A 12,785-nucleotide genomic window follows, 5' to 3' on the forward strand; every position below is an offset into this window, starting at 1 on the left:
GATGGCTTAGGCCGCCGCCGAAGCCTCGCCCTCGGTTTCCTTGAGCTGAATCTGGCCGGAATTGGCCAAACGAATCGCTTCCTGGGCAACAGCGCGCCGGGCAATCGCGATTTCGCGCGGATTGATGCCGGCGGTGCCGCTCTGCAGGTCCGATTCGATCATGCGGCGCTGGCGCGGGCTGATCGAAGCGAGAACCGATTCGCGGATCTCCGGAGGAGCGCCGCGCAGAGCCATCGTCAGAATGTCCGCCGAGATGTCGTTGAGCAGCATGACGCGGCTGCGCTGCGGCATGTAGAGCAGATCCTCGAAGAGGAAGATCTTCGGACGAACCTTGTTGACCGCTTCGCGGTTGATCGATTCGAGCGAGGTGAGCAGCGTATCGACCTGCGGCTTGTCCATCTCGTTCATCAGCTCGGCGACCTTGTTGGAGCCGCTCGAATTCTTCTCGGCGTCGATCTCGGCCAGCAGCGTCATAACCTGCTTTTCGATGATCTGCGCCGCCTTGGGGCTGACGGTCTTGAGATTGACGGTACGGTTCATGATGTCGGCGCGGCGGCTGTCGGGCAACTGCATCAGCACCTTGGCGCCGAACGACGACGGCATCATGGAGAGGATATAGGCGATGGTCTGCGGATGTTCGCGCAGCAGGAACTTGCCGATGAAGGCCGGGTCGCCTTCGCCCAACCTGTCCCAGATCGATGTCTCATAGGCCTGGAACGCCGTGCGGCGTCCGAGCAGGCTGTCGACTTCGTCGGGGGTGAGGCCTTCTTCAAGAATGCTCTCGATTGCCTTGGCATTGTCCATCAGGCCTGCGCCTTCGGTGAACAAGTCCTCAAATTCGGCAACGAGGCCAAGCAGTTCATCCGGCGGAATCGCGCGAAGCGCCTGCGCCGAAGAGATGATCGTCTGTAACTCAGCCTGCGTGAAATATTTTAACAGCCGGCCAGCGACGCCCTTTCCCATTGCGAGAAGAACAGCCGCTGCCTTTTCAGCCTGGGTCAACGGTTTCCCGGCAATGGCGCCGCTGAAATCGTCAAAGTCCATCATGGTCTAACCTCTCCGTCCCTAAAACCGGGATCAGGCTTTTTTGGTACTTAAAACTTCTATCAGTTTAACGCCGAAACGCGTGTCGTCATTCTCAAGAACGGTGATCTCGCCACGTGCAATCTTGCGGCCATTCACCATGATATCAACCGGCTCGCCGATCCTCTTGTCGAGCGCGATCGTTGCGCCCTCGTTGAGGTTCATCAGGCCGGAAACCTGCATGCGGCTGCTTCCCAGCATGATCTGGACATCGATCGGAATGTCCATGATCAGTTCGAAATTCGAAGACAGCGCGCTGCCAAGTGGAGCAGGTTCGCCGCTCGATGCCGAGAAACCGGTATCACCGAAATCCGAGTCGCCGCCGAAATCACCGCCGCCAAATGCCGGAGCTGCTTCGTCTTCGCCACCGAAGTCGCCGAATGCCGAAAGATCCGTGCCCGTGCTAAATGCGTCGGTGTCGCCGCCGAAATCAGCAAGGCCGCCGTCGGAATCCTGCTTCAGGACCCCGCGAAGATCATCGATCGCCTGATCGAGGTCAGCCTCGTTGCCCGGAAGCTCCAATGACAGATCGTCGTTCTGCTGTGTTTTCTTCGTAGCCATGAAATCACTATTCCAGTTGAAACTTGCCTCAAGCTGCCGTGGCAGCCAAAATGGCGGGAACCGATTAATTCATTAAGTGACGGATGAGCTCGTCGTCGGAGCTCATCGTATCCTTCACCCGGACGGTATAATTCTCGCCGGAACGCCCGAACTCGCACACATACAATTCCTTGCTGTTGGCGCTGACTTCGACGCGGACATCCTGCTCGTCGCGGAACGGAATGACATCGCCGGCAGCAAGCTTGGAAATCGTGCGCAGCGTCAGATCCTGAAGGCGGATCTTGGCTTCGAGCGTCACATGCGAGCGGCGGACCTGGTGCCCGATCTGCTCGGCCCATTCCGAGGACTTCGACGACTGGCTCTTCGCCTTCGGCGCCGAAATCTGCGTCTTGAGCAGCGCCGACTGCAGCACGATCAGCGAAAATTCCGACGTCATCCCGGCAAGTGTGATCGACATGTTGATCGCCGCCGCAAATTCGTCCGGCTTGTCTTCGGAAGGCTTTGCGCGGTTTTCCAGTGCATGCGGCAGTTCCAACATCGGCTCGAAGCCGCCAGGCGCGTTGACTGCGGAACGCAGCACGCTGGCGATCTTGTCGAACACCATGACGCCTAGTTCCAGCTCGATCACCGAAAGCAGACGGTCGGCTGGCTGCTCGATCGTTTCGGGTGCGGCACCCAGCAGGCTTTCCATCAGTGTGATGATGAAGCCGTTGCCGCAGGAAAGCGTGATATCCTGTGACCAGTTGCGCAGCGTTGCATCGACGAGTGTCGAGTTGGCGCCGAGATCGGCAATCAGGTCGTTCTTGTAGCCGGAATCGCAGCCGAGATAGCCGATCGTCACTTCGAGGCCCGTCTCGCTCTTGAAGATGTCGGGCATGAATTCGATGTAGACGTCCGCAAAGGCGGCACAGAGTTTGTCGATGGTCGCCTTGTCGCCGAGACGGCCAGTAAGCTTGGCCAACAGTGCGGCATTCATTGCCGGTTTCTCTAGTGCAACGTTGTTCATGGTCGCTTAGGCCGCCTTGTTCTCGCCACCCGGGTTCATCATTTCCTGCTCGACTGCATCGATCGACGGACGCTCGTAAGCCGAGATCGTCTTGCGGCCGTATTCGAGAGCAACCTGCGGCACCGAGCCGTTCATGTAGGCGAGCAGCGTCTGCTTCACGATGACATAGAGACGGTGCTGCTTGGAACGAACGATCTTGATCTGTGAGCAGATCGGCGAGCAGACGCAGTAAGAGAGAAGAATACCAAGGAAGGTACCGACAAGCGCCGAACCGATCAGGTGACCGAGAACTTCGGGCGAGTCGTTGATGTGCGCCATGGCCTTGATAACGCCGAGAACGGCCGCGACGATACCGATAGCCGGGAACGCGTCACCCATGGTCTGGATCGCGTGATAGGGCTTCAGCTTGTCGTGCAGGATGGTGTTGATTTCTTCGTCCATCAGCGCCTCGATCTCGTGAGAGCGGGCATTGCCGATGATGATCAGGCGGACGTAGTCACAGATGAACGCCGTCAGCTCCTTGTTTTTCAGCACCGTCGGGGCGGTCTGGAAGATCGAGGATTCGGCCGGGTTGTCGATATGCGCTTCGATTTCGTTGCGCGACTTGGTGCGCAGGTCGCGCATCAGCGAGTAGAGCACACCGAGCGTATCGAGATAATTGCGTTCCTTCGGAACCGTATGCTTGAAGGCTTCACCGAGCGCCTTGCCCGAATCCTTCACGACTTTCATGGGATTACCCATGATGAAACTGCCGAGACCGGCGCCGCCGATGATAACAAGCTCGAACGGCTGAAATAGCGCTTCGAGATGGCCACCCATGGCCATGAAGCTGCCGATGATGCAGCCGATCGTAATCACAAATCCGATAATGATATTCATCGTCAGTCACACCTGATCGTTATTTTCAGCTGATGGGATAGGGTTGCTGGCTTGCGTGAGGCTGATGGTTGTCCCCGCTGACAGGATTTTCGCGTGCCAGTTTCGCACAAGGAACTGCTGTCAGATTGGAGATGACGAATGGGCGAACTACGCCCGTTTCTGAGATGCCGCCTCAGCGGAAATCGGGTCGCACACCAGGGAACCCGATCTTCGTACCGTTCATCGCCAATGCCAGGAGCTTACCCCGATGCAATCCGGTCTTTATGTTTCTCTGTCATCACAGATGGCACTCGAAAAGCGTTTGACGACCATCGCGGACAACATGGCAAACGTGAACACGACGGGTTTCCGCGGCACGGAAGTGAAGTTCAACCAGATCCTCAGCAACACCGACAACAAGCTGAATGCCAAGGTTGCCTTCGTTTCGCAGGGTAATGACTATCTCTCTGGCGATACCGGCGAGCTGCAGCACACCGGCAACATGCTGGACTTCGCCATCAAGGGCGACGCCTGGTTCTCACTCGACACGCCGGCCGGTCAGGTTCTGACCAAAGACGGCCGCTTCACGATGAAGGACACCGGCGAGCTGGTTTCGATCCGTGGCTATCCCGTTCTCGATGCCGGCGGCGCGCCGATCATCCTCAACACGGCCGGCGGCGAGCCGAAGGTCGGCGCCGACGGCGGTATCTATCAAGGCAACCGCCAGGTTGGCTCTATCGGTCTGTTTGAGGCCGATATCTCCAAGGGTTACCTGCGCTATGAGAACAGCGGCGTCATGACCACGGAAACGCCGCGCGCCGTTACCGACCGCTTCAACGTCGGCGTCGAGCAAGGTTATCTGGAGAATTCCAACGTCAACGCGATGCGCGAGATCACCCAGTTGATCGAGGTCAACCGCGCCTTCGAAAGCATCGCATCGCTGACGACCGATAGCGAAAACTCGTTCAACGAGGCGATCAAGACGCTTGGTGGCAGCCGCTAAGCGGAAGGTCTGAGACATGAACACCGTGCCGCTGACAAAAGAAGCACTTTCGCCCAAGCTCGAGCATCTCGCCGCTCTCGCCGCCCGTTATACGAAGCCCGAATTTTCCGTGGCCCATGGCGGCCATGTGCAGACCATCGCGGCGGGCCACTACACGGTTACAGGTCTTTCCAGGCATGTGCGCCTTGGCGAATTCGTGGCGCACAAGTCGGCAACCGGCATTCATCTCGGCGAGGTTGTCCGCGTCGAACCGGATCTCGCCTATGTCTGCCCGATCGAGCCGGGCGAGCCGATCGGCATCCACGATACCGTCATCCGCAAGGGTGCATTCCGCATCGCTCCCTCCGACAGCTGGTGCGGCCGGACCATCAATTCGCTCTGCGAGCCGATCGATGGTCTGGGTCCGATCACCGAAGGGCTCGATCGCCGTTCCATCTCCAACACCGCGCCGCCGTCGATGACCCGAAAGCGCGTCGACAAGGGCTTCAAGACCGGCGTACGCGCCGTCGATATCTTCTCGCCGCTTTGCCATGGCCAGCGCCTCGGCATCTTCGCCGGTTCTGGCGTCGGCAAGTCGACACTTCTCTCGATGCTCGCCATGGCCGATGCCTTCGACAAGGTTGTCATCGCGCTGGTCGGCGAACGCGGCCGCGAAGTTCGCGAATTCATCGAGGATACGCTCGGCGAAAACATGAAGAAGTCGATCGCCGTCGTGGCAACCAGCGACGAGAGCCCGATGCTGCGCAAGATGGCGCCGCTGACGGCGGTAACGATCGCCGAGTATTTCCGCGACCGGGGCCAGAACGTCCTCCTGATCGTCGACAGCGTCACCCGTTTTGCCCACGCAATCCGCGAAGTGGCGACCGCATCGGGTGAGCCGCCGATCGCTCGCGGCTATCCGGCCTCGGTCTTCACCGAACTGCCCCGGCTTCTGGAGCGCGCCGGCCCGGGACCTGAAGGAACCGGCACGATCACCGCGATCATCTCGATCCTCGTCGATGGCGACAATCACAACGATCCGATCGCCGACTCGACCCGCGGCATTCTCGATGGCCACCTCGTCCTGCAGCGTAGCCTGGCTGAAGAAGGCCGTTATCCGCCGATCGATCCGCTCGCCTCGATCTCGCGTCTCGCCCGCAAGGCCTGGACGCCGGACCAGGAAAAGCTGGTCTCGCGTCTGAAGTCGCTGATCCACCGTTTCGAAGAGACCCGGGACCTGCGTCTGATCGGCGGTTATCGTCCGGGCGCTGACCCGGATTTGGACATGGCGGTCAAGCAAGTACCAATTATTTACGATGTTTTGAAACAGTCGCCGGGCGATTCGGCGTCGCCAGACGCCTTCGCCGATCTGGCCACTGCCCTTAAGGCGGCAGCCGGAATGCCGAACCAGCCAGGGGCTCCGAGAAGAGGTTGAACGTGACCGGGTTTGAAGACGACGACGAGCGCATTGCTCCGCTGAAGTCGAATGAGAAGCGGCAGTCGATGATGCTCGACCGCCTGCTGACCGTGACAGGTCTCGCGCTCGCGGGTGCCGCCGCGATTTTCCCCTGGTATGTCTTCTTCAACGAGGACAAGTTCAGCATCAATGTTGCCCAGGGCGATCGCACGCGGGATCTTCCCGACTGGCCGGCACGCAACGTCTTCAGCGTCTCGCCGCTTGCCATGGTCAACAAGAACGAAGTCCAGAACAAGCCGGAGCCGCTGGACCAGCTGACCACCGCAACGGTCTCCAGCGTCGGCAAGGAAGTCGAAAAGGGCCTGGTGCCGGAAGACCAGCCGTTCCCGGCGAGCTCCGGATTCAAGCTTCTGCATGTGGCGAACGGCCGGGCGCTGATCGAGGATACGACCGGAATGTATGTCGTTCGCGTCGGATCGGTCCTGCCGGACGAAAGCCGCCTCGCGACGATCGAGCAGCGCGACGGCAAATGGGTGATCGTCACCTCCAAGGGCGACATCTACCGCTAATTCCAGACTGCAAAGCTCAGAACATGAAGAAAAGCCCCGGCCGCACCTGGGGCTTTTTTGTTGATGCCCGAGGCATAACGGGCACGCAGGCCGAAAGCCGCGTTCTCCGTAAGTCTGACGCAAGATTACCGCCCTAGGGTCCTCTTAGTAAAAACGGAGAGTTCCCATGCAACCGATTCAACTGTTCGACTTGGCCTCGCGGCAGGCGGAATGGCTGACAGTCCGTCAGGAGGTTGTGGCCGGCAACATCGCGAACGCGAACACCCCGAAGTACCGTGCGAAGGACGTCTCGCCCTTCCAGTCGGTCCTCGAAAACGCTGATGTTTCCATGGCGCGCACCAATCCTGCGCATTTCAGCGGCAACGATTTCAGCACCAGCGGCAGCATCGACGTCAAGGAAGCCGCACTCGATCAGGAGATCGGCGTGCAGGAATCCGGCAACACTGTCGGTCTCGCTGAAGAACTCTCCAAGTCAGGCGAAATCAAGCGCCAGTACGAGCTGAACACCTCGCTGGTCGGCTCTTTCAATAGAATGATGTTGATGACTGTAAGGAAGTAAAATCGTGGATCCTTTATCAGCAGCCATGAAGATTGCTGGGTCGGGGCTTGAGGCTCAATCGACTCGCCTGCGCATTGTCTCGGAAAACATCGCCAACTCGCGGTCGACTGGCGATACGCCGGGCGCCGATCCCTACCGCCGCAAGACGGTAACCTTCGGTGAGCAAGTCGATCGTGCCGGGGGCGTCACAACAGTTGGCGTCAAGAAGCTCGGTGTCGACGAGACGGAATTCACCACCGAATACGATCCGAGCAATCCTGCAGCGGATGAGCGTGGCGTGGTGAAGATGCCAAACGTCAACATGCTGGTCGAAATGGCCGACATGCGCGAAGCGAACCGGTCCTATGACGCCAATCTGCAGACCATCAAGCAGACGCGCGATTTGATCTCCTCCACCATCGACCTTCTGAAGAGCCAATAATGATCAGCAACGTACAGAGCATCGGTTCGCTTTCCGGCACACGTGGCCTTGGAAGCATCACGGACGAGAATTCATCGTCGCAGGTCACTTCGGCCGCAGAAAGCGCAAAGGCCGGCCAGAGCTTCTCCTCGATGCTCGGCAACATGGCAACCCAGGCCATGGACTCGGTCAAAGGCGCGGAATCAATGTCTTTCGCCGGCATCAAGGGCACGGCAACGACCCGTGAAGTCGTCGATTCCATGCTGCAGGCCGAGCAGACACTTCAAACGGCAATCGCCATCCGGGACAAGGTTGTATCGGCCTTCCTCGACGTCACCAAGATGCAGATGTAACCGGATAAGGACGAACAGATGAGAGCGCTTGCCATTGCGGCTACGGGCATGGATGCCCAGCAGACCAATCTCGAAGTCATCGCGAACAACATCGCGAACATCAACACGACAGGTTTCAAGCGCGCCCGCGCCGAATTCACCGACCTGCTGTACCAGACCGAACGCGCAAAGGGTGTCGCAAACCGCGCCAACCAGGCAATCGTTCCTGAAGGTGCAAATATCGGTCTCGGCGTTCAGACCGCCGCCGTTCGCAACCTGCATATCCAGGGCGAACTCAGCCAGACCGGCAACGACCTCGACGTCGCGCTTGTCGGCCGCGGGTTCTTCCAGGTCCAGACACCTGACGGCACGACGCTCTATAGCCGCGCCGGCGCCTTCAACAAGAATGAAACCGGCCAGCTGGTCACCACCGACGGCTATACGGTCGTCCCCGGGATCACCATTCCGACCGGTTCGACGCAGCTGACGATCAGCCGTTCCGGCGAGGTGTCGGCAGTGCTCGCCGGCCAGACCGATCCGACCACTCTTGGCCAGCTGACGATTGCCGATTTCGTCAACGAAGCCGGCCTGACGCCGATGGGCGACAACCTCTTCCAGCAGACACCTGCCTCCGGCGAAGCTGTCGTCGGCACCCCCGACGAAGAGGGCTACGGCTACATGAAGCAGGGCTACCTGGAATCGTCGAACGTCGACCCGGTGAAGGAAATCACCGAGCTGATCTCCGCGCAGCGCGCCTATGAAATGAACTCGAAGGTCATCACCACTGCCGACGAAATGGCCTCCATCGTCAGCAAGAACCTGAAGTAATCAAGGAAAGGGCCGAACATGATGTTTCGCCGGGCGAGAAATACCGTCGCTCTGACGGCACTGGCTGCGATCGCATATGGCGGTGTCCTTGTGACATCGCCGGCAAGCGCAGGCATGGGTTACGCGGTCGTCCCGACCGCGACGATCTATCCCGGAGAAACGATCAGCGCCGGCCAGCTTCAGGAAGTCGAAGTCACGAACCCCAACCTCTCGGGAGACTACGCAAAGTCGATCGACGAGGTCCGGGGAATGATCTCGAAGCGCACGCTTCTTCCCGGCCGGACCATCAATGTCTCGGCGCTGCGCGAAGCCTATACGGTGACGCGCGGCTCGCAGATCCGGCTGGTATTCAATCTTGGCCCGATGACCATTTCCGCGGCCGGTTCGCCGCTCGAAGATGGCTCGACCGGCCAGGTCATCCGCGCCCGCAACATGGATTCGGGCGTCATCATCAGCGGCACCGTGCTGGCTGACGGCACCATCCACGTGGCGGCAAAATGAATATCGTCTCTCGCATCCTCGCCGCGCTCGCGGCTCTCTCCATGTGCATGACCACCGTGACGCCTGCCGTCGCGATGTCGTCGCGCATCAAGGATATCGCTTCGCTGCAGGCTGGCCGCGATAACCAGCTGATCGGCTACGGCTTGATCGTCGGCCTGCAGGGAACGGGTGACGGTTTCCGTGCCTCGCCGTTCACTGAACAGTCGATGCGCGCCATGCTGCAGAATCTCGGCATCTCGACGCAGGGCGGCGAATCCAATGCCAAGAACACCGCAGCGGTCATGGTCACCGCCAATCTTCCGCCGTTCGCCAGCCCAGGCAGCCGCATCGACGTCAATGTCAGCTCGCTGGGCGATGCCTCGTCGCTGCGCGGCGGTACACTGGTCATGACCTCGCTGTCGGGCGCCGATGGCCAAATCTATGCCGTTGCCCAGGGCTCCGTCGTGGTATCGGGCTTTCAGGCGCAGGGTGCTGCGGCAACCGTTACCGAAGGTGTCACCACCGCCGGCCGCGTTCCCGGCGGTGCGATCATCGAACGCGAACTGCCATCGCGCTTCAAGGATTCCGTCAATCTCGTCCTGCAGCTTCGCAACCCGGACTTCTCGACCGCCGTGCGTATTTCCGATGTCGTCAACGGCTATGCGTCGTCACGCTTCGGCGGCCCCGTTGCCGAAGCCAAGGACGCCCAGGAAGTCATCGTACAGAAGCCGCGTGAAGCCGACCTGACGCGCCTGATGGCCGATATCGAAAACCTCGTCGTCGAGACCGATACGCCTGCCAAGGTGGTGGTCAACGAGCGAACGGGCACCATCGTCATCGGCGCCGACGTCCGGGTGTCACCGGTTGCTGTCAGCTATGGTACGCTGACGGTTCAGGTCACCGAGACGCCGCAGGTCATCCAGCCCGAACCCTTCTCCAAGGGCCAGACGGCTATACAGCCGCAGACCGACATCGCCGCACAGAAATCCGGCGGCCGGGTGGCAATGCTTGATGGTCCCGATCTGCGCACCCTCGTTGCCGGTCTCAATAATATCGGCGTGAAACCGGACGGCATCATCGCCATCCTCCAAGGTATCAAATCTGCAGGTGCGCTGCAGGCGGAGCTTGTGCTGCAATGATCAGGCTGAACAGGGACATGACGGTTGCCGAACTGTTGCGGCGCTCGGCGCTGCCGGCGGCAGCCGTGCTGCTGCTTTCCATTCCTGGCGCCTTCGCACAGGAAGCGCAGAAGCCGGAGGGCGACATCACCTCCGAGGATGAAATCAAGCAGTTCTGCACCAACATCGCCGATCCGGCCCGCGACCAGCGTTATCTTCTGCAAAAGCAGGAGCTCGAAAAGCTGCGCGCCGATATCGATACGCGCGTCGCCGAAATGGATAAGCGCAAGGCCGAATACCAAGACTGGCTGAAGCGCCGTGATGTCTTCCTCAAGCAGGCCGAAGCCGGCCTGACGGACATCTACAAGAACATGAAGCCGGATGCTGCTGCACTGCAGCTCGAGAAGGCCAAGACCGAAATTGCGGCCGCCGTGATCATGCGGCTTGGCCCGCGCCAGTCGAGCCTGATCCTCAACGAGATGGACCCTGAGAAGGCCGCCGTCATCGCCAACATCATCGCCAGTGCATCCGATCCCAATACGTCGAAGGATCCCTCATGAACAAGCGTTTCCCGGCTGCCATTGCCGCCGTCGCCCTTCTCGCCGGCTGCCAGTCGCCGCAGTCCGTGAGGGAGATCGGCCGGGCGCCCGCCATGAGCCCGATCGGCAGCGGCCTGGCTTACGGCCAGACGCCGCAGATGGCGCTTTATCCGAAGCAGCCGCGCCAGGTCGCGCAGGGCTATTCGCTCTGGAGCGATAGCCAGGCCGCGCTCTTCAAGGACGCACGCGCATTGAATGTCGGCGACATCCTGACGGTCAATATCCAGATCAACGACAAGGCGAAGTTCGAGAACGACACCAGCCGTAGCCGCACCAATTCCAGCGGCATGAACTGGGACGTCAATGCCAATATTCTCGGCTGGAATCCGGCTTCGAAGACGGACCTGACCTACGGCTCCGACACGAGCACCGACGGCAAGGGCAAGATCGACCGGTCCGAGACGCTGAAGCTCATGGTCGCCGCCGTCGTCACCGGTATCCTCGAGAACGGCAACCTTGTTATCAGCGGTTCGCAGGAAGTTCGCGTCAACCAGGAAATCCGCATCCTCAACGTCGCCGGTATCGTGCGGCCGCAGGATGTCAATTCCGACAACCAGATCTCGTATGAGAAGATCGCCGAAGCCCGCATCTCCTACGGTGGCCGTGGCCGCCTGATGGAAATGCAGCAGCCGCCGCGCGGCCAGCAGGCCGTCGATCTTTTCTCACCGCTTTAAGGCCGGAACCATGGCAGACGAAGAAGCAGGCGAAGCCAAACCGAAGAAGAAATCGGCAGCGATGATGACGATCGTCGGCATCGCCATCCTGACACTTCTCGGCGCCGGCGGCGGCTGGGCCGTGGGCACGATGATCGCCCCGAACGTCAAGAGCGCCGAGCAGGCGAATGAGGCAGCTGCCGAACCGAAGCCCGCCGGCGGCGAGAAGAAGGAAGGCGAAACCGGCCTCCCGCATGTCTCGACCGAAGCGAACAACGTCGTTCAGCTCGAGCCGATCACCTCCAACCTCGCTTACCCCTCCGAAAACTGGGTGAGGCTAGAGGTCGCACTGCTCTTCAACGGACCGCCCGACGTGAAGGTCGCCGAAGATATCCATCAAGATATAATGGCTTACATCAGAACGGTTTCGCTGCAGCAGATCGAAGGTCCGCGCGGCTTTCAATATCTACGGGATGACATCCAGGAACGTGTTGACCTGCGCTCTCAGGGGCGCGTATCCAAGGTCATGTTCAGGACCTTTGTCATCGAATGATTCGATTCATAATTTTCTTGGCCGCCATGATGGCGGTACCGGAATTGGCGGTGGCTCAGCAGCTGCCGACAAATCTGTTAAATCTTCCTGTCGATGGTTCGGTCGCTGCCTGGATCATCCGCACATTCGGCCTTCTGACCGTTCTTTCGGTCGCGCCGGGCATCCTGATCATGGTGACGAGTTTTCCTCGCTTCATCATCGCTTTCTCGATCCTTCGCACCGGCCTCGGCCTCTCGTCCACGCCATCCAACATGATCCTGCTGTCGCTGTCGCTGTTCATGACCTTCTACGTCATGGCGCCGACTTTCGATAAGGCATGGCAGGACGGCGTTCAGCCGCTTCTCGCCAACCAGATCCAGGAGCAGGAAGCCGTCCAGCGCATCGCTGAGCCTTTCCGCACCTTCATGGCAGCCAATACCCGCGACAAGGATCTGGCGCTCTTCGTCGATCTGGCCCGCGAGCGTGGGCAGAACGTTCAGACAGGCGCGCTCATCGACTACCGCGTCCTGCTCCCGGCCTTCATGATTTCCGAAATCCGCCGCGGTTTCGAGATCGGCTTCCTGGTCGTCCTGCCGTTCCTGGTCATCGACCTGATTGTCGCCACCATCACTATGGCCATGGGTATGATGATGCTGCCGCCGACGTCGATCTCGCTGCCCTTCAAGATCCTGTTCTTCGTGCTGATCGACGGCTGGAATCTTCTGGTTGGCAGCCTGGTCCGCTCCTTCAGCTGATACGCTCACGATCTTTCATTCGTCCGCATAAAGAAAACCCGCCGGGAGCAACT

At 59.9% G+C, this 12,785-nt stretch carries 17 protein-coding genes; 13 read left to right on the plus strand and 4 right to left on the minus strand.

The genetic code is table 11. From position 1 onward, the window contains the following. Window positions 1–6 precede the first annotated feature (6 nt). The 4 genes from fliG to motA all read right to left on the minus strand — a co-directional run bounded on the left by fliG (window position 7) and on the right by motA (window position 3,529). Window positions 7–1,047, minus strand: a complete 1,041-nt coding sequence (gene fliG, locus AC1DIJ_RS18510) for a flagellar motor switch protein FliG (RefSeq protein ID WP_112387588.1) — start codon at window positions 1,045–1,047, stop codon at window positions 7–9. Window positions 1,048–1,077: 30 nt separating this feature from the next. Then, window positions 1,078–1,644 (minus strand): flagellar motor switch protein FliN, encoded by a 567-nt coding sequence (gene fliN / locus AC1DIJ_RS18515; protein ID WP_112387589.1) that lies wholly within the window; start codon window positions 1,642–1,644, stop codon window positions 1,078–1,080. Window positions 1,645–1,708: 64 nt separating this feature from the next. Next, window positions 1,709–2,650, minus strand: a complete 942-nt coding sequence (locus AC1DIJ_RS18520) for a FliM/FliN family flagellar motor switch protein (protein ID WP_112387590.1) — start codon at window positions 2,648–2,650, stop codon at window positions 1,709–1,711. 6 nt (window positions 2,651–2,656) lie between these two features. Next, window positions 2,657–3,529 carry a flagellar motor stator protein MotA gene (gene motA, locus AC1DIJ_RS18525; protein WP_112387591.1) on the minus strand — a complete coding sequence of 291 codons (873 nt, stop codon included), beginning with the start codon at window positions 3,527–3,529 and terminating at the stop codon, window positions 2,657–2,659. A 247-nt stretch (window positions 3,530–3,776) separates the two neighbouring features. On the opposite strand from motA, the gene flgF reads away from it, so the two are divergent. The 13 genes from flgF (at window position 3,777) to fliP (ending at window position 12,732) form a co-directional block, all read left to right on the plus strand. Continuing rightward, window positions 3,777–4,511 (plus strand): flagellar basal-body rod protein FlgF, encoded by a 735-nt coding sequence (gene flgF / locus AC1DIJ_RS18530; protein ID WP_112387592.1) that lies wholly within the window; start codon window positions 3,777–3,779, stop codon window positions 4,509–4,511. A gap of 16 nt (window positions 4,512–4,527) precedes the next feature. Next, window positions 4,528–5,925, plus strand: coding sequence for a flagellar protein export ATPase FliI (gene fliI / locus AC1DIJ_RS18535; protein ID WP_112387593.1), 1,398 nt, complete (start codon window positions 4,528–4,530; stop codon window positions 5,923–5,925). Between the two features lie 68 nt (window positions 5,926–5,993). Further along, window positions 5,994–6,476, plus strand: a complete 483-nt coding sequence (locus AC1DIJ_RS18540; RefSeq protein ID WP_442207998.1) for a flagellar protein — start codon at window positions 5,994–5,996, stop codon at window positions 6,474–6,476. 166 nt (window positions 6,477–6,642) lie between these two features. Continuing rightward, window positions 6,643–7,035, plus strand: coding sequence for a flagellar basal body rod protein FlgB (flgB, locus tag AC1DIJ_RS18545; protein ID WP_112387594.1), 393 nt, complete (start codon window positions 6,643–6,645; stop codon window positions 7,033–7,035). A gap of 4 nt (window positions 7,036–7,039) precedes the next feature. Beyond that, window positions 7,040–7,456, plus strand: a complete 417-nt coding sequence (gene flgC / locus AC1DIJ_RS18550) for a flagellar basal body rod protein FlgC (RefSeq protein WP_112387595.1) — start codon at window positions 7,040–7,042, stop codon at window positions 7,454–7,456. After that, the gene (gene fliE / locus AC1DIJ_RS18555) at window positions 7,456–7,788 is read left to right on the plus strand and encodes a flagellar hook-basal body complex protein FliE (protein WP_112387596.1); all 333 of its coding nucleotides are present in this window, start codon (window positions 7,456–7,458) and stop codon (window positions 7,786–7,788) included. Before flgC ends, fliE begins: the two co-directional genes overlap by 1 nt. A gap of 18 nt (window positions 7,789–7,806) precedes the next feature. After that, window positions 7,807–8,595 carry a flagellar basal-body rod protein FlgG gene (flgG, locus tag AC1DIJ_RS18560; RefSeq protein ID WP_112387597.1) on the plus strand — a complete coding sequence of 263 codons (789 nt, stop codon included), beginning with the start codon at window positions 7,807–7,809 and terminating at the stop codon, window positions 8,593–8,595. A gap of 18 nt (window positions 8,596–8,613) precedes the next feature. Further along, complete coding sequence (gene flgA / locus AC1DIJ_RS18565; protein ID WP_112387598.1) at window positions 8,614–9,096, plus strand: flagellar basal body P-ring formation chaperone FlgA; 483 nt, start codon at window positions 8,614–8,616, stop codon at window positions 9,094–9,096. Beyond that, a complete protein-coding gene (locus tag AC1DIJ_RS18570) occupies window positions 9,093–10,214 on the plus strand; it encodes a flagellar basal body P-ring protein FlgI (protein ID WP_112387599.1) in 1,122 nt (373 codons plus the stop codon). The genes flgA and AC1DIJ_RS18570 overlap by 4 nt, the downstream gene beginning before the upstream one ends. After that, window positions 10,211–10,753, plus strand: coding sequence for a MotE family protein (locus AC1DIJ_RS18575; protein ID WP_112387600.1), 543 nt, complete (start codon window positions 10,211–10,213; stop codon window positions 10,751–10,753). The genes AC1DIJ_RS18570 and AC1DIJ_RS18575 overlap by 4 nt, the downstream gene beginning before the upstream one ends. Beyond that, the gene (gene flgH, locus AC1DIJ_RS18580; protein ID WP_112387601.1) at window positions 10,750–11,466 is read left to right on the plus strand and encodes a flagellar basal body L-ring protein FlgH; all 717 of its coding nucleotides are present in this window, start codon (window positions 10,750–10,752) and stop codon (window positions 11,464–11,466) included. The genes AC1DIJ_RS18575 and flgH overlap by 4 nt, the downstream gene beginning before the upstream one ends. A 10-nt stretch (window positions 11,467–11,476) precedes the next feature. Then, the gene (locus AC1DIJ_RS18585) at window positions 11,477–11,998 is read left to right on the plus strand and encodes a flagellar basal body-associated FliL family protein (RefSeq protein ID WP_112387602.1); all 522 of its coding nucleotides are present in this window, start codon (window positions 11,477–11,479) and stop codon (window positions 11,996–11,998) included. After that, window positions 11,995–12,732 carry a flagellar type III secretion system pore protein FliP gene (fliP, locus tag AC1DIJ_RS18590; protein WP_112387603.1) on the plus strand — a complete coding sequence of 246 codons (738 nt, stop codon included), beginning with the start codon at window positions 11,995–11,997 and terminating at the stop codon, window positions 12,730–12,732. Before AC1DIJ_RS18585 ends, fliP begins: the two co-directional genes overlap by 4 nt. The last annotated feature ends 53 nt before the right edge of the window (window positions 12,733–12,785 follow it).

Source organism: Rhizobium sp. 10N427 (assembly GCF_056394605.1).

What these genes read in the sequence shown, in the direction of transcription:
- flgG (WP_112387597.1), top strand. Translation starts at nt 7,807, where the DNA reads ATGAGAGCGCTTGCCATTGCGGCTACGGGCATGGATGCCCAGCAGACC.
- AC1DIJ_RS18540 (WP_442207998.1), top strand. Translation starts at nt 5,994, where the DNA reads ATGATGCTCGACCGCCTGCTGACCGTGACAGGTCTCGCGCTCGCGGGT.
- motA (WP_112387591.1), bottom strand. Translation starts at nt 3,529, where the DNA reads ATGAATATCATTATCGGATTTGTGATTACGATCGGCTGCATCATCGGC.
- flgH (WP_112387601.1), top strand. Translation starts at nt 10,750, where the DNA reads ATGAACAAGCGTTTCCCGGCTGCCATTGCCGCCGTCGCCCTTCTCGCC.
- fliI (WP_112387593.1), top strand. Translation starts at nt 4,528, where the DNA reads ATGAACACCGTGCCGCTGACAAAAGAAGCACTTTCGCCCAAGCTCGAG.
- AC1DIJ_RS18585 (WP_112387602.1), top strand. Translation starts at nt 11,477, where the DNA reads ATGGCAGACGAAGAAGCAGGCGAAGCCAAACCGAAGAAGAAATCGGCA.
- AC1DIJ_RS18570 (WP_112387599.1), top strand. Translation starts at nt 9,093, where the DNA reads ATGAATATCGTCTCTCGCATCCTCGCCGCGCTCGCGGCTCTCTCCATG.
- flgB (WP_112387594.1), top strand. Translation starts at nt 6,643, where the DNA reads ATGCAACCGATTCAACTGTTCGACTTGGCCTCGCGGCAGGCGGAATGG.
- AC1DIJ_RS18575 (WP_112387600.1), top strand. Translation starts at nt 10,211, where the DNA reads ATGATCAGGCTGAACAGGGACATGACGGTTGCCGAACTGTTGCGGCGC.
- AC1DIJ_RS18520 (WP_112387590.1), bottom strand. Translation starts at nt 2,650, where the DNA reads ATGAACAACGTTGCACTAGAGAAACCGGCAATGAATGCCGCACTGTTG.
- fliE (WP_112387596.1), top strand. Translation starts at nt 7,456, where the DNA reads ATGATCAGCAACGTACAGAGCATCGGTTCGCTTTCCGGCACACGTGGC.
- fliG (WP_112387588.1), bottom strand. Translation starts at nt 1,047, where the DNA reads ATGATGGACTTTGACGATTTCAGCGGCGCCATTGCCGGGAAACCGTTG.
- fliP (WP_112387603.1), top strand. Translation starts at nt 11,995, where the DNA reads ATGATTCGATTCATAATTTTCTTGGCCGCCATGATGGCGGTACCGGAA.
- flgF (WP_112387592.1), top strand. Translation starts at nt 3,777, where the DNA reads ATGCAATCCGGTCTTTATGTTTCTCTGTCATCACAGATGGCACTCGAA.
- flgA (WP_112387598.1), top strand. Translation starts at nt 8,614, where the DNA reads ATGATGTTTCGCCGGGCGAGAAATACCGTCGCTCTGACGGCACTGGCT.
- fliN (WP_112387589.1), bottom strand. Translation starts at nt 1,644, where the DNA reads ATGGCTACGAAGAAAACACAGCAGAACGACGATCTGTCATTGGAGCTT.